The 16,960-nt window shown below is 70.3% G+C and carries 17 protein-coding genes; 5 read left to right on the forward strand and 12 right to left on the reverse strand.

Annotation, left to right across the window (positions count from 1 at the left end; genetic code table 11):
- Nucleotides 1–146: 146 nt before the first annotated feature.
- Nucleotides 147–1,946, forward strand: a complete 1,800-nt coding sequence (locus tag ACFVU2_RS13500; RefSeq protein WP_387875094.1) for a 2-isopropylmalate synthase — start codon at nt 147–149, stop codon at nt 1,944–1,946.
- Here ACFVU2_RS13500 and ACFVU2_RS13505 read toward each other — a convergent pair.
- Entirely contained in the window at nt 1,930–2,223 is a 294-nt protein-coding gene (locus ACFVU2_RS13505) for a hypothetical protein (protein WP_387875097.1), read from the reverse strand. The two genes, ACFVU2_RS13500 and ACFVU2_RS13505, sit on opposite strands and share 17 nt — an antisense overlap.
- A gap of 241 nt (nt 2,224–2,464) precedes the next feature.
- Here ACFVU2_RS13505 and ACFVU2_RS13510 point away from each other — a divergent pair, with 241 nt between their 5' ends.
- Nucleotides 2,465–3,616, forward strand: coding sequence for a hypothetical protein (locus ACFVU2_RS13510; protein ID WP_387875099.1), 1,152 nt, complete (start codon nt 2,465–2,467; stop codon nt 3,614–3,616).
- On the opposite strand, the gene ACFVU2_RS13515 is transcribed toward ACFVU2_RS13510, so the two are convergent.
- The 10 genes from ACFVU2_RS13515 to ACFVU2_RS13560 form a co-directional block, all read right to left on the reverse strand.
- Nucleotides 3,617–4,108: a hypothetical protein gene (locus tag ACFVU2_RS13515; protein WP_387875102.1), complete on the reverse strand. Its 492-nt coding sequence runs from the start codon at nt 4,106–4,108 to the stop codon at nt 3,617–3,619.
- A 26-nt stretch (nt 4,109–4,134) separates the two neighbouring features.
- Entirely contained in the window at nt 4,135–4,887 is a 753-nt protein-coding gene (locus tag ACFVU2_RS13520; protein WP_387875104.1) for a sulfite exporter TauE/SafE family protein, read from the reverse strand.
- A complete protein-coding gene (locus tag ACFVU2_RS13525; protein ID WP_387875107.1) occupies nt 4,884–5,954 on the reverse strand; it encodes a nucleoside hydrolase in 1,071 nt (356 codons plus the stop codon). Before ACFVU2_RS13525 ends, ACFVU2_RS13520 begins: the two co-directional genes overlap by 4 nt.
- On the reverse strand, nt 5,951–6,805 hold the full coding sequence (locus ACFVU2_RS13530; protein ID WP_387875109.1) for a carbohydrate ABC transporter permease: 855 nt from the start codon (nt 6,803–6,805) through the stop codon (nt 5,951–5,953). The genes ACFVU2_RS13525 and ACFVU2_RS13530 overlap by 4 nt, the downstream gene beginning before the upstream one ends.
- 1 nt (nt 6,806) lies before the next feature.
- On the reverse strand, nt 6,807–7,706 hold the full coding sequence (locus ACFVU2_RS13535; protein ID WP_387875111.1) for a carbohydrate ABC transporter permease: 900 nt from the start codon (nt 7,704–7,706) through the stop codon (nt 6,807–6,809).
- Between the two features lie 85 nt (nt 7,707–7,791).
- Nucleotides 7,792–10,170, reverse strand: a complete 2,379-nt coding sequence (locus ACFVU2_RS13540; protein WP_387875113.1) for an extracellular solute-binding protein — start codon at nt 10,168–10,170, stop codon at nt 7,792–7,794.
- Nucleotides 10,167–11,141: a PfkB family carbohydrate kinase gene (locus tag ACFVU2_RS13545; protein WP_387875116.1), complete on the reverse strand. Its 975-nt coding sequence runs from the start codon at nt 11,139–11,141 to the stop codon at nt 10,167–10,169. The genes ACFVU2_RS13540 and ACFVU2_RS13545 overlap by 4 nt, the downstream gene beginning before the upstream one ends.
- A gap of 100 nt (nt 11,142–11,241) precedes the next feature.
- The gene (locus ACFVU2_RS13550) at nt 11,242–11,766 is read right to left on the reverse strand and encodes a hypothetical protein (protein ID WP_387875119.1); all 525 of its coding nucleotides are present in this window, start codon (nt 11,764–11,766) and stop codon (nt 11,242–11,244) included.
- 107 nt (nt 11,767–11,873) lie between these two features.
- Nucleotides 11,874–13,595, reverse strand: coding sequence for an ABC1 kinase family protein (locus tag ACFVU2_RS13555; RefSeq protein WP_387875121.1), 1,722 nt, complete (start codon nt 13,593–13,595; stop codon nt 11,874–11,876).
- A gap of 4 nt (nt 13,596–13,599) precedes the next feature.
- Nucleotides 13,600–14,154 carry a PadR family transcriptional regulator gene (locus tag ACFVU2_RS13560; protein WP_387875124.1) on the reverse strand — a complete coding sequence of 185 codons (555 nt, stop codon included), beginning with the start codon at nt 14,152–14,154 and terminating at the stop codon, nt 13,600–13,602.
- 161 nt (nt 14,155–14,315) lie between these two features.
- Between ACFVU2_RS13560 and ACFVU2_RS13565 the strand changes: the two genes are divergently transcribed.
- From ACFVU2_RS13565 to msrA, 3 genes are all read left to right on the forward strand, one after another.
- Nucleotides 14,316–14,903 (forward strand): hypothetical protein, encoded by a 588-nt coding sequence (locus ACFVU2_RS13565; RefSeq protein WP_387875127.1) that lies wholly within the window; start codon nt 14,316–14,318, stop codon nt 14,901–14,903.
- A gap of 85 nt (nt 14,904–14,988) precedes the next feature.
- Nucleotides 14,989–15,441, forward strand: coding sequence for a peptide-methionine (R)-S-oxide reductase MsrB (gene msrB / locus ACFVU2_RS13570; RefSeq protein WP_387875129.1), 453 nt, complete (start codon nt 14,989–14,991; stop codon nt 15,439–15,441).
- Nucleotides 15,441–15,953, forward strand: coding sequence for a peptide-methionine (S)-S-oxide reductase MsrA (msrA, locus tag ACFVU2_RS13575; protein ID WP_387875132.1), 513 nt, complete (start codon nt 15,441–15,443; stop codon nt 15,951–15,953). The genes msrB and msrA overlap by 1 nt, the downstream gene beginning before the upstream one ends.
- 15 nt (nt 15,954–15,968) lie before the next feature.
- Here msrA and bla read toward each other — a convergent pair whose 3' ends face one another.
- Entirely contained in the window at nt 15,969–16,892 is a 924-nt protein-coding gene (gene bla / locus ACFVU2_RS13580; RefSeq protein ID WP_387875135.1) for a class A beta-lactamase, read from the reverse strand.
- Between the last annotated feature and the right edge of the window lie 68 nt (nt 16,893–16,960).

Genomic DNA, 16,960 nt, shown 5'->3' on the forward strand with positions numbered 1-16,960 from the left:
GTCTGAGGAGTTGTGCTACAGTCGGCACATGCTTCGCATCGAGTCCCTCCTTCTTCGCCGCCACGGCGGGGTCTAGCCGACCGGCTCCCCGTCGTGGCCGCTGGGCTGCGCCGGTCCTCCCGCTCCGCACTCGAAGGACTCGAACCATGACCAGCACCGCCTTTCCCCGTCTCTCCTCGCCCGCCGGCCCCGTCCCGGCCGACGCCCCCTCCTGGAACCGGCAGCGCGCATCGCAGATGCCCTCCCACCGGTACCGCGACGTCTTCTCGCGCGTCGACGTCCCGCTCACCGAGCGCGACTGGCCGACCCGGAGGCTGACCCAGGCTCCGCTCTGGGTGCCGGTCGACCTGCGCGACGGCAACCAGGCCCTCGCCGAGCCGATGGATCCGGCCCGCAAGCGGCGGTTCTTCGAGCTCATGCTGGCGATGGGCTACAAGGAGATCGAGGTCGGCTACCCCTCCGCCTCGCAGACCGACTTCGACTTCGTCCGCCTGCTCGCCGAGACCGGCCTCGCGCCGACGGACGTCACGATCGTCGTGTTCACGGCCGCCCGCCGCGACCTCATCGAGCGCACCGTCGCATCGGTGCGCGGACTGCGCAACCCCGTCGTCATCCACCTCTACACGGCCACGGCGCCGATCTGGCGGGATGTCGTGCTCGGGCACGATCGCCGCGCCCTGACCGAGCTGATCCTCGCCGGAGGCCGCGACGTGCTCGAACTCTCCGCAGACCTGCCCGACGTGCGCTTCGAGTTCTCACCCGAGGTGTTCAACCTCACCGAGCCGGACTACGCACTGGAGGTCTGCGACGCGATGACCGAGCTGTGGGAGGCGAGCCCGGAGCGGCCCGTCATCCTGAACCTCCCCGCCACCGTCGAGATCGCGACGCCCAACGTCTACGCCGACCAGATCGAGTACATGCACAAGAACCTCGCGCGTCGCGACGGGGTCATCCTGTCGGTGCACCCGCACAACGACCGCGGCACCGGCGTCGCGTGCGCGGAGCTCGCCGTCCTCGCCGGCGCCCAGCGGGTCGAAGGCTGCCTGTTCGGCAACGGCGAGCGCACCGGCAACGTGGACCTCGTCACCCTCGCGCTCAATCTGCACGCGCAGGGCGTCGACCCGATGATCGACTTCTCCGACATCGACGGGATCCGCCGCACCGTCGAGCACGCGAACCGGATCGAGGTGCATCCCCGGCACCCGTACGTGGGCGACCTGGTGCACACGGCGTTCAGCGGCACCCACCAGGACGCGATCCGCAAGGGCTTCGCCGAGCACCGCGCCCGGGCCGCGGCCGAGGGCCGGCCGGAGTCGGAGCTGGACTGGCGCGTGCCGTATCTGCCCATCGACCCCGCCGATCTGGGCCGGGGCTACGACGCGGTCATCCGGGTGAACTCGCAGTCGGGCAAGGGCGGCATCGCGTACCTGCTGGAGTCGGGCTATGGCATCGAACTGCCGCGCCGCCTGCAGATCGACTTCGCCCGGCACGTGCAGCAGCACACGGACACGACCGGGCACGAGGCCACGGCGGACGAGCTGTGGGCGCTGTTCCGCAGCGTCTATCTCGCGGAGCAGGAGGTCGCGGTCCACCTCGTCGACTACGCGACGGCCCAGACCGGAGACGTGACGCGCACCACGGTGACCGTCCGCGTCGACGGGACCGAGGCCACGTCGACGCACGACGGTGTCGGGCCGGTGGAGGTGCTGGTCGAGGCGTTCGCTGGGCGCAACCTCCCCTTCGAGGTGCTCGCCCTGCACCAGACGAGCATCGGCTCGGGCGCCGGCAGCCAGGCGCTCACCCTCCTCGAGTACCGCGACGAGGAGGGCAGCCGCTGGGCCGCGGGCCAGGACCGCTCCGTGCTGGCCGCCACCCTCGCCGCGGTCACCGCCGCGGCCTCCCGCGTGGCGGACGAACGCACAGAGCCGGCTACGGCACCGGCCTGACGGCCTGGGCCGGGTCGGCGCGGTAGCCGCGGGTCGCCTCTTCGTAGGTGGTGTGCTTGCGCTTGGGCTGCGACTCCGCCGGCGGCGGGACGGGAGTGGTGCTGAGCGCGTGGAGCACGAGCTGCTCGACCAGCTGCGCCGCGGTCGCGTGGCGGTTCTGGGCGATGCGGACCAGTGCCGCGTACTCGATCTCGCCGAGGTGGATCTTCAGGGGGATGCCGCCGGGGACGTGTCCGGGACCGAGCGTCGTGGGGGCGGTGACGTCGAGGTCGCTCATGGGCAGAATGATGCGCCTCGTGACCGCTGTGCGTCGAGTGACGATTTATACACGCTAACTAGCTAACTGGTGGTTGCCGGGAGCCTCCCGACGGGTGCATCATGCAGCCGTCAGGAACGCGAGAGACCGATGCCGGCCTTCTCCGCCTCGTCGATCGGCGGGACCGGCGTCGACGTCGGCCGACCACAGGGGGTGGCCGGTCGGCGACCGCCGACGCTGCATTCCACGAATGGAGCTGGACATGGGCTGGACGGCACGCAACCTCACTCGGCAGTTCGGAGCGCCCCGGGCATTCTCGGGCCCCGTCTCCTACCTGTTCGCCGCAGAGAAGACCCGGCACGTCGTGTATCTGGAGCTGAGCGACAGCTCCACCTCCACCGGCCATTTCGTCGAGCTCTACTGCGGCACCGACGACGTCTGGCATGCGAAGGACATCACGAATGAGGCGGGGGCGCCTTCGTCGACCTCCGATCCGTCGGCCTACGTCTTCGACAGCGAAGGCAGCCAGCACGTGGTCTTCTTGAGCGGCGGAGACGGGCACGTCCACGAGCTCTACCAGTCCGACGGATGGCACCACGGCGATCTGATGGACTCGTCCGGCACCGTCGTCCGCGCGATCGATCCGCCGATGGGATGGGCCTCCGCTCATTACGGCACCCAGCACGTGGTCTTCCGCGACGAGTACCGCACCGTGCACCTCCTCAGCCGCGGGACCGGGGACGACGCCTCCTGGGTCCAGCACACCCTCACGACCCCCACCGGGCCGCACGCCGCCGTCGCCCCGGCCGGGTACGCCTTCGACGCACAGCAGACGCAGCACATCACGATGGTCGGCGACGATCAGCTGATGTACGAGTACGTGATGACCGGCGGTTCGTGGGGCACGCCTCACGACCTCGGCGTCAACGTCGGCGCGTCGCACGACATCCTGCCGCATCCCACCGGCTACGGTTTCGCGGGCGACGGGAGCCGTCACGTCCCCTGGCAGGGTCAGGACCGCGACATCCACGAGCTGTCGTTCGCCGGCGGATCCTGGTCGCCGAAGAACCTGACCAGCGACCTGGGGGCGCCGTCGCCGATGCCCGGGCTCGCCCCCGCCGGCTACGCCTTCGAATCGAACCCGGCCGTCCCCGTCGGCACCCGCCACGTCATCTTCACCGGAGCCGACGGTCTGATCTACGAGTTCTGGAACGACCCGTCCGGCTGGCACGTGAACCCGTTGACCGGCGGCGACGGGTCGTTCCCCGCGGCGTCCGCCCCGACGGCCTTCGCGGACCCGGTCGCCGCGACCCAGAACATCTTCTACATGTCCGACGCGCGCGAGATCATCGAGCTCCGCTACACGCCGAGCCGGTTCCCCGGCGGCGTGCACATCCACGACCGCGCGCTCTGATCAGCTCTCGGGCTGCGACGGCCCTGCAGATGCGGTCGCTCCCGGCTTCCATGCGGCCACCCGCCCGAGGAAGGGTCGCGGCCAGGCCCCGAGCGCCAGCACTGCCAGCACGGTCTGGATCAGCCCGGTCACGAAGTAGAGCCCGTGCAACGGCGACCAGACGAGCATGAGGGCGATCTCCACGAAGATCCAGATCAGCATCACGAGTCCCGCCGCGGCCTGCAGACCCCACGCCAGCCGGTAGCGCCGGTAGTAGGCGACGAGGGCGAGCGCCTGCGATCCGCCGACGACGACGCCCAGGATGACGCCGGGCCAGAAGTACGAGTCGAACACGCCGTCGATCCACTCGAGCGGGATGCCCATCCCACCGCCGATCGTGAGCCCGACCATGCCGATGAGGGCCGACACGACGTTGAACCAGGCGACGACCGCGAGGGCGATGCGCAGCCCGCGGGACGGGGTTCCGGGCGAGGGCGCGTGGTCCTGCTGCATGGCACACACAATAGCGACAGGGCCGGTCAGGCCGTCAGATGGACGACACCGGAGACCAGTGCGACCGCGGCGCCGACGAACGCGATCACGATCACGGCGAGCCGCGCCCAGCGCACGTGCAGGCGGCGCGCAGCGAACGTCCCCGTGACGACGCCGGCGATCAACGCGGCGAGCGCGCCCGACCAGCCGACGACGCCGAGGTCGGGGAACGAGCCCGGCGCGATGATCAGCTTGGCCACCACCGATGCGAGCCCGACCGTCGCGAAGTAGGGCTGCAGTGTCGCGGCGAAGCTGCGCTGCGGCCACCGGCTGAGGATCCCGTAGGCGCTCACAGCGGGACCGCCGACTCCAGCCGCCGCGTTCATGAGACCGGACGCGAACCCGGCCAGCAGCCGCGGCGTCCGCCCGCCGACCGTGATCGGAAGGCGGGCCACCAGCAGCGACGCGGTCAGCGAGACCAGCAGCACGGCCCCTACGATCGTCTCCAGCACGGCAGGGTCGACCCGCGCCGCGAGAAGTGCGCCCGGGATGACGCCGACGACGGCAGCCGACGCCAGCCATCCGTACGCCCGCGGGTCGACGTCGCGCCACACCGTCACGAGAACGATCAGCGCCGAGACGATGCTCGCCAGGTTGACGAGCATCACGCCGTCGAACGGACCGAGGAGCAGCACCAGGAACGGCGACACGACCAGGGCGAAGCCCATCCCGGTGAGCCGCTGGGCCACCGCGCCGACGAACATCGCCGCGGCAACCGTGATCAGAGCGCCCGTCGTCATCGCGGCGGGGTGGCGGCGGCCGCGCGGACGCCGGCGTCGGCGCCGTCGTCGGCGGCATCCGCGCCGAACGACGTGACCAACAACTCGACCAGCAGCGCGTTGTCGACCCGCGTGGCCACCCGCACCGGCCGGCGCCCCGACGGCACCCGGAGTCCGACATGCAGCCGCAGATTCTCCTCGGTCCACCACACCGCCCTCCCCCGGGTGAGCGAACCCAGCAGCTCGACGTCGACGATCCGCTCCTCGTACTCGGCGATCCCGGGATCGAGCAGCAGTGCCACCGTCAGCGGATCGTGGAGCAGGCAGCCGTCGATCTTCCGCCACGCGGCGGCGTAGTCGATCCACGGGCGCGTCGTCTCGACGACGTACTCCGCCACGGCGCCGCCACTGTCGACAAGACGGTCGAGATCGGAGTGGGTGAACAGTGTCTGCGAGGTGGTGTCCAAGGGGACGAGGGTGATCGGCGCTCCGCTCGCGAGCACGAGGTGCGCCGCTTCGGGATCGATTCCGAAGTTGAGCTCCTGGAGGAATCCGGGGACATCGAACGCACCACCCATGATCACGAGGTCGCGCACCAGTTCCGGCAGCCGCGGTTCGAGGGCGAGAGCCATCGCGACGTTCGTCAACGGGCCGATCGCGACGATGGTGATCTCCCCGGGTGCCGACCGGAGCAGTTCCACGATCCGCACGACCGCGTCGGGCACTCCGGTCGGCGCGGGACGCGGACGGGCGACGCCGCGCCAGGCCTCGACGACGTCCGGTCGGTGCTCGTTCGCATCCTGCCGATCGCGCCACGGCGCCGGCGGCTCGACCAGGGCACGCTCGGCTCCCGCATACACGGGCACGTCGATGCCGAGGCGCTCGACGAAGTCGCGGGCGACCGCGAAGCCGACATCGCGGTGCGTGTTTCCCGAGACGACCGTGATCGCCTCCAGAGACAATCGGTCGGCACGTGCCACGGCGAGCGCGAGCGCGAGCCCATCGTCGACGTCGGCCGCGGGCATTCCGTTGCCCGGGTCGCAATCGATGATCAGGCGACGCGTCTCGCGCGCCGGCCCGGCGATCATTCCTTGCTCCCGGAGGAGGCGAGCGAGCCGGTGAACTGGCGCTGGAACACCAGGAGCAGGATCAGAGGCACGGCCGCCGTCAGGATCGCCGCGGCGAACATCTGACCGAAGTCGACTCCGGACTCCTGCGCGAAGTCGGCGATCGCCACCGGTGCGACCCGGGAGTCGGGAGCCGGCGCGATCAGGAGCGGCCACAGGAACGACTGCCACTGGAACACGAACAGGATCAGCCCGGCGCCGACCAGCGACGCCCGTGAGAGCGGCAGGTAGATCCGCCGGTAGATCCCGAACCAGCTGAGGCCGTCCATCCGCGCGGCCTCGGCGAGCGAGTACGGGATGTTCAGGAAGAACTGCCGCAGTAGGAAGATCGACAGCCCGTTCCCGATGGCGGGGAGCACGAGGCCGACGAGGGTGTTCTGCAGGTTCCAGTCGCGGAAGGTGTTGGCCAGCGGGATGGCGATCGCCTCGAACGGGACGAGGAAGCTCACCACCATGACCGCGAACACGGCCCCGCGACCCGGGAAGTCGAGGACGGCGAGCGCGAACGCGGCCAGGGAGGAGACGACCAGGCCGAGGGCGACGCTGAAGAACGCGACGATCACCGAGTTGATCAGTGAACGGGTGAAGTCGCTGTCGAGCACGGCGAGGTAGTTGTCGAGCGAGACGCTCGACGGCCAGATCGTCTGGAGGGTGAACGGCGAGAGGTGGGCGAAGATCTCGGAGCTCGGCCGGAGCGACGAGATCAGGGCCCAGAGCAGCGGCAGGATGGAGAGCACCGCGACGGGCACGGCCACGATGAGCGCGATGCGCCCTGCGCGCCGCTGACGGCGGTTGTCGATGACGTCGGACATGTCAGTCCTTTCCGGGGAGCAGGCGGAACTGCACGCCGACGACGCAGACGACGATGAGCACGAGGACGATGGTCGCCGCTGCCGCTCCGGCCGGGTCGGCGAGGGTGTACGCCCGCTCGAAGATGAAGTTCATGATGAGGTTCGTCGAGCCCTGCGGGCCGCCCTGCGTCAGGATGCGCACCGGCGCGAAGACCAGGAAGTTCGCGACCGTGTCGGCGACGAGCACGAACAGGAGCGGTCGGCGGAGGCCGGGCAGCGTGATGTAGAGGAACTGCTGCCACCCACCGGCACCGTCGAGCTCGGCCGCTTCGTACAGGCTGCCCGGGATGTCCTTGATCCCGGCGACGAGGAACGTCATCCAGTACCCGACGCCGACCCAGGTGCAGATGATCATGATCGACAGCAGCGCGGTGTCGGGGCTGACGAGCCACGGCACCGGCGCGATGCCCAGGGACTCGAGGATGCCGTTGAGCGGGCCGTCCGGGCGGAAGAGCACGCCCCAGACGATCGCGGAGACGATCTGGGGAACGGCGATGGGCAGCAGGATCAGGGTGCGCCAGATCCCGACCCCCGGCACCCGCTTCGTCAGCACGACGGCGAGCCAGAGCGCGAGCGCGATCTGCACCGGGTTGATGATGATCGAGAACAGCAGCGTCACCTTGAGGACGTTGAGGAACGCCGGATCAGTGAAGACGTAGCCGAAGTTCGCGAAGGTGAACGAGCCCGCCTGGGTGGTGAGCGAGGTGCCGATGGCCTGGAGCGTCGGGATGATGCGAAGGATCAGCAACCCGATGATCGCGGGGAGCAGGAAGGCGGCTGCGGTGAGCCACACGCGGAAGCGGGCGGCCCTCCGGGAGCGGGCGCGGGAGGTCGATGCGGCGGCGTTCCGGGCGCGCGGCATCGCAGAAGTCTGAGACACGATTGTCCTTAGGGAGTGGCCAGGGTGACCGTGCGGGGCAGGCGGTCGCCGCCGGCCCCGCACCGGGTCACTTGTACTGGGCGAGCTGCCGCTCGAGCGCGCTCTGGGCGTCGCTCAGGATGGACCCGACGTCGCCGCCGGACCGGAGGTCGGCGAAGGCCTTGTTCACGACCGTCTCGAAGTCGGCGTAGCCGATCGAGGACGGGCGGCGCGCGGCGTGCTCGTCGGAGTCGGTGGTGAGCACGTTGCCGTACTGCGTCGTCTCCTCGGGGGCCACACCGTCGATGTAGTGGATGTACTTCGGGTACGCCTTCTGGTTCACCGGGGGCAGGTTGAACTTGGTGGAGGTCCCGACCGCCGCATCGCTGTCGAGCGAGAGGTATCGGGCGAACTCCTGGGCGGCCGCCTTGTGCTGGCTGTAGGCGCTCACGCCCACCGCCCACGAGTCGGTCGGGGTGACGACCTTGCCGCCGTCCTCGTACGGCAAGGGCGCCATCCCCCATTTGTCGGCGAGGGCGCTCTTCTGCAGGTCGGTGATGCGCGCAGGACCTGCCACGTAGAAGGCGACCTTGCCCGACTTGAACAGGTCGGGCATCTGCGCCGACTGGATGCCCTTCGGCGACAGACCATCGGCGTAGAGCGCCTTGTACCAGTCGCCGAACTTCTTCCAGTCGGCCGTGTCGACGGCGGGGGTGAGGTTGCCGTTCCCGGAGAGCCCGGTGCCCGCCCCCATCGACATCAGCACGGGCTGGAGGGCGTAGTAGGCGTCGACCTGCTCGAAGGCGAAGCCGTACTGGGCGCCTGCGCTCTGCGCCTTCTTCGCGGCATCGAGCGTCTGCTCCCAGGTCCACCTGCTCGCGTTGTCGGCACCGGGTGCGGTGACTCCGGCCGCCGCGAGCAGATCCTTGTTGTAGAACAGGAAGTTGTCGCTCGTCCACAGCGGATAGGCCCACTGCTTGTCGTTCCAGGTGACGGACTTCACGCCGCCGGCCGTCAGGTCCTCCTTCATCGTCTTCGCGTCGGACGACACGTCGGCGAGGAAGCCCTTCTGCACCATCGACGGCAGGCGGGGCGGGTCGACCGCGATCAGGTCGATCGAGGTGTCCTTCGAGCCGAGGCGTGCCTGTGTCTGCGCCGCGATCTCGGTGAACGGGATGACCTGGAGGTCCACCTTGACGTCGGGGTGGTCCGCTTCGAAGGTCTTGATGACGTCGTCGTAGACGCCCTGGTGGGGGGTGACGAAGGTGATCGTCTGGGTTCCGGTGGACCCGGATCCCGATCCTCCGCCTGCTGTGCAGCCGGCGGTGAGCGACATCGCCGCGGCGGCGACGACGGCGCCCGCGACTCTGACGGTTCGATTCATGCTAGGTTCCTCTTTCGGTGGGGACTGCCAGGCGTCTTCAGTGTTCGCCAACTCGGTCGGCGCCTGGTGGTTCTCATTCTTCGGATAGGGGCAGCCGCAGGAGCGGCGTCGGACGAGCTGCATCTCACAGGTGAGGTGCCTGATCCCGCCCGCGTCCACGGGACGCGCGAGCGCCACGGCGTGGCGTGCGATCTCGTGGAACGGCTGGGTGACCGTGGTCAATGGAGGGGTGCTGAAGCGCGACTCGTCGGTTCCGTCGAACGAGATCAGAGCGACGTCTTCTGGAACGCGGATGCCGTTCTCGGCCGCCGCCGCGAGCAGGCCGATCGCCTGTTGCTCGCTCGCGACCAGCACCGCGTCGGGCACGTCCGCGGCGAAGAGCGCGGTTCCGGCGGCGTAGCCGCCTGCCCGGGTGAACGGCGCCTGCACGAGCAGGTCGTCGCCGTTGGGCAGACCGGCGGCCTTGAGCGCCTTGCGCCAGCCGCCGATCCGCTCGACCGCGGTGAACAGGGCGGACGGGCCGGCGACCGTCGCGATCCGCCGGTAGCCGTGGCCGATCAGGTGCTCGGTGGCGATCACGGCGCCCTCGAAGTTGTCGACGACGACGGACGCGACTCCGAGTGAGGGGTCGTACCGGTCGAGGACGACCACGGGTGTCCCCTCGTCGAGCGCGGCCTCCACATGCGCGTGATGACCCACGCCGACATAGAGCAGGCCGTCGACGCGTCGTCCGATGAAGCTGTCGATCAGCCGGGCCTCGCGCTGCCCGCTCTCGGCGGAGTTGCCGAGCAGCAGTACGCGGCCGGTCGCGAAGACCTCGTCTTCGATGGCACGCGCGAGGGCGGCGAAGAAGGGGTTGGAGATGTCGGGGACGACAAGTCCGAGCACGCCCGACGACCCGGACGCGAGCGCCTTCGCGATCGTGTTGGGACGATAGCCCGTGGACTTGATGGCCGCCAGGACGCGCATCCGCGTCTCCTCGGCGACCGGCCGCGGTCCGTTGTTGACGACGTAGCTGACGACAGCCTCCGACGTTCCCGCCGCGCGTGCGACGTCGCCGCGGGTGACCCGCTTGGCGGTCATGCCGCCGCTCCAGCGCTGGCGAGCTGCCGTTCGACCTCGTCGGCGGTCGCGTACGACTCCGCCGCACCCGGGCGCGCGACGGACAGGGATGCCGCGGCGGAGGCCCAGACCATCGCGTCCTGCAGGTCCGCGCCGCGCGCGAGGCGAGCGCAGAGCGAGCCGACGAAGGAGTCCCCCGCGCCGGTGGTGTCGATGACCGCTCCGGCACGGAAGCCCGGCACCGACCAGGTCTCACCGTCGCGTGTCGCGATGGCTCCGGCTGCGCCGAGGGTGATGACGACCGACCGGGAGACGGCGGCCAGTGCGTTCAGGAGCTCGATGTGCTCGCGCGCATCCGATCCGCGTCTCGCGGCGATGTCGGCCGCTTCGTGCTCGTTCACCACGAGCGGGTCGGCCTGGGCCAGCACCTCGTCCGGGAGATCGACGACCGGTGCGAGGTTGAGCACGAACCGGGAGCCGACGAGTTCGGCGCTGCGCGCCGCCTGCAGGATCGCCGCCTCGGGGATCTCCCCTTGCGTCAGGACGACGGGAGCTGAGCCGCCAAGAGCAGAGCCACCTCGAGCGAAGGCGCGCAGCACATCCTCGGCCCCGAGCCGGGCGTTGGCGCCCGCATCGACGATCACCCAGTTCTCCCCGAGCGCGTCCACCGCGATCGAGGCCGTGCCGGTGGCGGCCCGCGCATCGCGCTCGACCGCCTCCGTGCGCACGCCGAACGCCATCAGAGCGTCGACGGCCTCGACGGCAGCGGCGTCCGTCCCGGTCTTCGCGACGAAGGCCACCCGAACACCGGCACGGGCTGCCGCGACGGCCTGGTTCGCACCCTTGCCTCCGAGCCCGCGTCGCCCCGCGACGGCGGCGACCGTCTCTCCCGGAAGGGGGAACCGCTCCACGAAGGTGAACCGGTCCTCGTTCACCGAGCCGATCACGAGCAGCTCCGCGGCGGTGCGGTCGGGCGACGGGTGCTCGTTCATCGGGTCCTCTCTGACGGGAAGTGAGTTGAATCTACGCGCATTGTCTACGCGCGTCAACTCCCTTCTCGTCAGAGCAGTCGCACCGCCTGGTGGGCCCCGTCTACTTCTTCTTGTCGCCCTTCTTGTCGTCGATGATCCCGCCGATGAAGCCGCCGATCTGGCCGCCGAGGACCCCGCCGGCCGGACCGCCGAGCAGCGCGCCCAGGCCGGCGCCGATCCCGGCCAGGGCTCCGCCGTAGCTCACCCGGTAGACCGTGACCGTCGGCGATCCCCCGTCGTCGCCGGGATCGATCTCGAACGCTCCGAGCGTCGCTCCCGCGATCACGAGCGCGACCGGCGACGTGACGAGGTTCGCGGCCATCCGGTCGTGGATCTCGCGGGCGCCGAAGTACGCGCGGGTGACGTCCCCCTTGTCGTGGCTCGCCTCCATGACGTGCCGGTACATCTGCACGAGCGTCTCGACCTCTTCGGCCGTGATCAGGCCGCCCTCGTGCAACCGCATCAGGACGTCCTTCTGATCGGCGACGAAGTCCCCCTTGTTCGCCTCGATGATCCGTCGCGTCTCCGCTCGCGCGGCCCGCATCCCGTCGGTCATCCCGATCACTGTGTGTGCTGTCGTGTCCATCGTCTGCCTCCCCTAGTGAGTGTGTTCCGTCTGATGGCGGCCACAGTCAAGCACTCGGGCGACGGGTTGGGGATGGGGCGGGCACCCGGTTCAGGTGCGTGGAGGCACTACCTCCGCCGGCCTGCGAAGACCGCGACCGCGAGCGGCACGACGGAGGCGATCATCAGCACCGTGCCGAGCACGGCGTCCTGGGCGTGGACGATCGCCCCGGCGACGAGCACGCCGGAGAAGACCACGGCCGCGACGAGGCGCCGCGCCGTGCGCTCCAGCCGCTCGACGCGCCGTTCGAGACGAGGCGACGACACCGCGATGGTGCCCTCCTCGACCCGGTCGATGAGGGCGTCGACACGTTTCGGCAGCCGCCACGCGACGCCGGCGATGCTCAGCGCCTCCTTCGCGAAGTCCTGGACGACGTTGCCGCGCTCGTCGCGCAGCAGCTGCGCCGCATAGGGCTCCACCGAGTCCCAGAGGTTGAACTCGGGGTCGAGTGCGCTGCACACGCCCGAGGTCAGGGACATCGCGCGCACGATGAGGAGGAAGTTCTCGGGCAACTGGAACGGCAGCGAACGCACCACGTCGCCGAACTGCCGGCCGAAGTCGCGGAACTCCCGCGGGTCCACCTCGCGCAGCTCGGCGAAGCCCATCCCGCCGAAGCGGGCGAAGAGCTGTGTCATGGCCTGCTCCAGCTGCGAGGTGTCGGCGGAGGGCAGCAGCACCCCCACGTCGCGCATCGCGTCGACGAGACCCTTGCCGTCGCGGGAGGCCGCCGCGATGAGGAGTTTGCGCAGGCCCGTGCGCAGCGTGGTCGGTACCTCGCCCATCATGCCGAAGTCGATGAAGGTCAGCCGCCACGGCCGCTCCCCCTCGGCGGCGTCCGGGACCGGCGAGACGAAGATGTTGCCGGGGTGGGGGTCGGCGTGGAAGAAGCCGTCCGAGAAGAGCTGGTCGAACATCACGGCCGCGAACACCGGGGCGACCTCGGCAGGGTCGATGCCCGCCGCCTTCAGCGCCGCCGCGTCGGTGATCTTGATCGCGGTGACGTCCTCGAGGGTGAGGACGCGCCGCGTGGTGCGCTCCCACACGACCGCGGGGACGGCGACGCGGTCGTCGTCCGCGAAATCCTCCGCGAACCGCTCCGAGCTCGCCGCCTCGTGCAGGTAGTCGATCTCCTCCAGGCTGGTCCGGGCGAACTCCTCGACGAGCTCCGGGGCGTCGACCCGGTCGGAGACGAGGCGCACATGGCTGAGCCACCGGCCGACCCGACGCAGAGCCGACAGGTCGACGTCCACGATCGCGCCGATGCCGGGCCGCTGCACCTTGATGACGACCTCCTCCAGCCCGGTCTCCTCGGCATCCTGGGCCGAGAGCCGCGCCCGGTGGGCCTGACCGAGGGAGGCCGCGGCGACCGGGGTCTCGTCGACCCACGCGAAGGCACGCTCCAGCGGCACGCCCAGCTCGTCCTCGGCGAGCGCCCGGATGGCCGCGAACGGCACCGCCGGCACCTCGTCCTGCAACCCCTCCAGCTCGGCCGTGATCTCCGGCGGCAGCACGTCGAGTCGCGACGACATGAACTGCCCGACCTTGATCATCAGTCCGCCGAGGTCGACCGCCAGCACGTGGAAGCGCTGCGCGAACCTCCGCATCCGCTTGGACCGCGTGCGCTCGGCGACCCGCGCCAGCCCGATCCGGGGCAGGAGCAGCTCGTACCACCAGGTGACCGCGAGGTTCCAGCCGGCGAAGCGCAGGATGCGGCGGTACCGCCGGCGGGTGTCTCCCGCGGCGGCCTCCGCCCCCGTCTGCCCGCCGGACTCCGGACGAACGGACGTCACCCCGTCAGTCCTGAGCGAGGATCGAGTACAGCCGTCGCCGCGCTTCGTCGAGCACGGTCACGGCCTGCTGCACCTGCTCGGGCGTCCCGGTGCGGCGCACCTGGGCGGCCGCCTGCGCCAGCTCGACCCCGGCCTTGGGGAGGGGTCCGAACGCGTCCCCGGGAGCACCGCCGGAGCTGCCGGATCCGGACTCCCACGGGGCGGGGCCGGCCTCCTCTGCCTCGGCACGGCCTGCCTCGGTCAGCGCGTAGGTCTTGCGGCCGTTCGACTCCTCGGCCGTGAGGAGTCCCTCGTCGGCGAGCAGCTGGAGGGTCGGGTAGACCGAACCGGCGCTCGGCTTCCAGCTGCCGCCGCTGCGCTCCTCGATCTCGCGGATGATCTGATAGCCGTGCATCGGCTTCTCGGCGAGCAGCGCGAGCACGGCCGCGCGCACATCGCCGCGGCCCATCCTCGTGCCGACACGCTTCTCGAACGTCGAGCGCAACTGCTCGAACGCCTGCCACATGCCATCCGCCGTCATGCCGGGGCCGAAGCCTCCGGCCGGGAACGAACCGCTCATGATGTCCACCTCCGCTTGGTCGGTAACGATACTCAACGATATATCGTTCGCTCTCAAACGACCCTTGGCGTGCGCTGTGAATTCTCCTCCTCACGACCGATGCGAGAGCCTCCTGCAGCGTGGGACCGTGGCCGAGGACGCCGATCAGGAAGGAGCGCACGATGGGACCGCGCGCGACACTCGCACGTCAGCTCGCCGTCCTCGGCGTCTACTCGCTGGCCACATTCCTGCTCTGGATCCCCGTCGCAGTATGGCTCGGTTCCCCCGACCGCCGGTTGCTCGACAACAGGGCCGAACTGCTGATCATCGGGACGGCGGCCCTCCAGCTGCTCGCCGCCGTCCTCGCACCCGTCCTCGCCTGGATGGCCCGGGCCTGGGACGACGTCGCCTCCCGCCGGGCGGCCATCGCCTTCGGCTGGATCGGCTGTGCGGCGGCCCCGTATTGGGCGTTCTGGGCGATCGTCACGGCCGTGCCGTACGAGCTGCGGTCGCTGTGGATGTGGGCGGCGGTGTGCATCCTCCTCCTGGTGCCCGCGCTGCTCCCGGGCTCCCTCCCCCGCGCCCGGATCCTCGCCGGGATCGCCGCGACGACGGTCGTCCTGATGCTCTCCGCCGCGGTGACGGTGTCCGCGGTCACGCCCATCCTGATCGCCCCGGCCGTCTGGTACGGCACCGCGACCCTGCTCGGCTGCCTGTGCGCACGCAATGCCGCTCAGCTCGCGGAGCGCCCTTCGACGTTCGTCGCATGACGTTCCGACACCCGTCCCCTGGTCTCTCCCCACTCGGCGCAGTACCGTTGCCGTTGCGAGGAACGACGCAGAGAGGACGCACGAGATGCCCGAGTACACGAAGGATCCGGACGCGATCGCCCGGTTGACCCCGGAGCAGTTCGCGGTGACCCAGGAGGCCGCCACCGAACGGCCGTTCGACAACGAGTTCTGGGACAAGGAGGACGCCGGCCTCTACGTCGACGTCGTCTCCGGCGAACCGCTCTTCGCCTCCACCACCAAGTACGACAGCGGATGCGGCTGGCCGAGCTTCACCAAGCCCCTCTCGGCCGAGAACATCGTCGAGAACTCCGACACCTCGCTCGGGATGGTCCGCACCGAGGTGCGCTCGAGCCACGGCGACAGCCACCTCGGCCACGTCTTCGACGACGGCCCCACCGACGAGGGCGGCCTGCGCTACTGCATCAACTCGGCGGCGCTCCGCTTCGTCCCGCTCGCCGACCTCGAGAAGGACGGCTACGGCCAGTACGCCCCCCTGTTCGAGAAGGCCGGCGCCTGATGGCCACCGAACGCGCCATCCTCGCCGGGGGCTGCTTCTGGGGCCTGCAGGAGCTCATCCGCGACATGCCGGGCGTGCTCGCCACCCGGGTCGGCTACGCGGGCGGCCACACCGAGAACGCCACCTACCGCGACCACGGCGACCACGCCGAGGCGGTCGAGATCGACTTCGATCCCTCGGTCATCACCTACCGCGACCTGCTGGAGTTCTTCTTCCAGGTGCACGACCCGACGACGAAGAACCGCCAGGGCAACGACGTTGGCACCAGCTACCGCTCGGTCATCCTGTACCTCTCCCCCGAGCAGGAACAGGTCGCCCGCGAGACCATCGCGGAGGTCGACGCCTCCGGCCGCTGGCCCGCCAAGGTCGTCACCGAGGTCGAGCCGGCGGGCACGTTCTGGGACGCCGAGGAGGAGCACCAGGACTACCTGCGCAAGCACCCCGGCGGCTACACCTGCCACTACGTGCGGCCCGACTGGGTGCTCAGCGACGAGGTCGGTGCGGCCGGATAGCCCGGTCGCGCGTCCTCAGCGCAGCGCGGCGACCGCGACCTTCGTCGCCGCGGCGAGCAGGGAGTCGTCGGGCGCGGCGTCTGCCGCGGCCTTGCGCGACAGGGTGACGACGATGATCGGCGCGCGCCCGGCCGGGTAGACGACCGCGATGTCGTCGCGGACGCCGTACTCCCCCGTGCCGGTCTTGTCCGCGACGGGCCACGCCGGATCCACGCCGGCGCGGATGGTGCCGTCCCCCGTCGTGCAGTCGAGCATCGTGTTACGCAGGAGAGTGCGGTCCTTCGTCTCCAGCGCCGTGCCGAGCAGCACCGAGCGCAGGTCGGCCGCGAACTGGACGGGGGTGGTCGTGTCCCTCGTGTCTCCGGGCAACGCCTCGTTGAGGTCGGGCTCGATGCGGGCGACGTTCGTGGTGCGGTCGCCGATGCCGCGCAGCCACTGCTCGACGGCACCAGGGCCGCCGAGCAGGGCGACGAGGAGGTTCGCCGCCGTGTTGTCGCTGAAACGCAGCATGGCGTCGAGCAGCTCCCGCACCGTCATCCCGGTATCGACGAAGCGGCTCGTGATCGGGGCGTACGACAGCAGGTCGGCGCTGGTGTAGTGCACCACCGAGTCGAGGTCGGCGTCGGACGACGTCTGGAGCGTCGCCGCCGCGATGAAGGTCTTGTTCGACGAGGCGAACGGGAACCGCTCTCCACCGCGGTAAGCGACGGTGCGGCCCGTGCCGGTGTCGATCGCCGTGACGCCGAGGGTGGCGGCATGCGTCCGCTCCAGATCGGCGAAGGCGCGCTGGGTCGCGGCGCCGCTCGACGCGGCGGGCGCGCTCGACGCCACCGCCGCCTCGACGGGAGCGACCGAGGAGGCCGCGCATCCCGAGACGGCGACAGCGAGGGTGATTGCCGCACCGCTGGTGATCGTGAGGATCCGTTTGCGAATGTCCATCTCCGCAGCCTCACCCGTGGCGACGATCCTGTCCAAGACGGAAATGCGCCGATCGATGCTGATTCGGC

This window comes from Leifsonia sp. NPDC058194, assembly GCF_042883605.1.
Classification (GTDB): Bacteria; Actinomycetota; Actinomycetes; order Actinomycetales; family Microbacteriaceae; genus Leifsonia.

Bases quoted from the DNA above. Each gene is read 5' to 3' on its own strand.
- ACFVU2_RS13500 (WP_387875094.1), top strand. From the start codon at position 147: ATGACCAGCACCGCCTTTCCCCGTCTCTCCTCGCCCGCCGGCCCCGTC.
- ACFVU2_RS13505 (WP_387875097.1), bottom strand. From the start codon at position 2,223: ATGAGCGACCTCGACGTCACCGCCCCCACGACGCTCGGTCCCGGACAC.
- ACFVU2_RS13510 (WP_387875099.1), top strand. From the start codon at position 2,465: ATGGGCTGGACGGCACGCAACCTCACTCGGCAGTTCGGAGCGCCCCGG.
- ACFVU2_RS13515 (WP_387875102.1), bottom strand. From the start codon at position 4,108: ATGCAGCAGGACCACGCGCCCTCGCCCGGAACCCCGTCCCGCGGGCTG.
- ACFVU2_RS13520 (WP_387875104.1), bottom strand. From the start codon at position 4,887: ATGACGACGGGCGCTCTGATCACGGTTGCCGCGGCGATGTTCGTCGGC.
- ACFVU2_RS13525 (WP_387875107.1), bottom strand. From the start codon at position 5,954: ATGATCGCCGGGCCGGCGCGCGAGACGCGTCGCCTGATCATCGATTGC.
- ACFVU2_RS13530 (WP_387875109.1), bottom strand. From the start codon at position 6,805: ATGTCCGACGTCATCGACAACCGCCGTCAGCGGCGCGCAGGGCGCATC.
- ACFVU2_RS13535 (WP_387875111.1), bottom strand. From the start codon at position 7,706: ATGCCGCGCGCCCGGAACGCCGCCGCATCGACCTCCCGCGCCCGCTCC.
- ACFVU2_RS13540 (WP_387875113.1), bottom strand. From the start codon at position 10,170: ATGACCGCCAAGCGGGTCACCCGCGGCGACGTCGCACGCGCGGCGGGA.
- ACFVU2_RS13545 (WP_387875116.1), bottom strand. From the start codon at position 11,141: ATGAACGAGCACCCGTCGCCCGACCGCACCGCCGCGGAGCTGCTCGTG.
- ACFVU2_RS13550 (WP_387875119.1), bottom strand. From the start codon at position 11,766: ATGGACACGACAGCACACACAGTGATCGGGATGACCGACGGGATGCGG.
- ACFVU2_RS13560 (WP_387875124.1), bottom strand. From the start codon at position 14,154: ATGAGCGGTTCGTTCCCGGCCGGAGGCTTCGGCCCCGGCATGACGGCG.
- ACFVU2_RS13565 (WP_387875127.1), top strand. From the start codon at position 14,316: ATGGGACCGCGCGCGACACTCGCACGTCAGCTCGCCGTCCTCGGCGTC.
- msrB (WP_387875129.1), top strand. From the start codon at position 14,989: ATGCCCGAGTACACGAAGGATCCGGACGCGATCGCCCGGTTGACCCCG.
- msrA (WP_387875132.1), top strand. From the start codon at position 15,441: ATGGCCACCGAACGCGCCATCCTCGCCGGGGGCTGCTTCTGGGGCCTG.
- bla (WP_387875135.1), bottom strand. From the start codon at position 16,892: ATGGACATTCGCAAACGGATCCTCACGATCACCAGCGGTGCGGCAATC.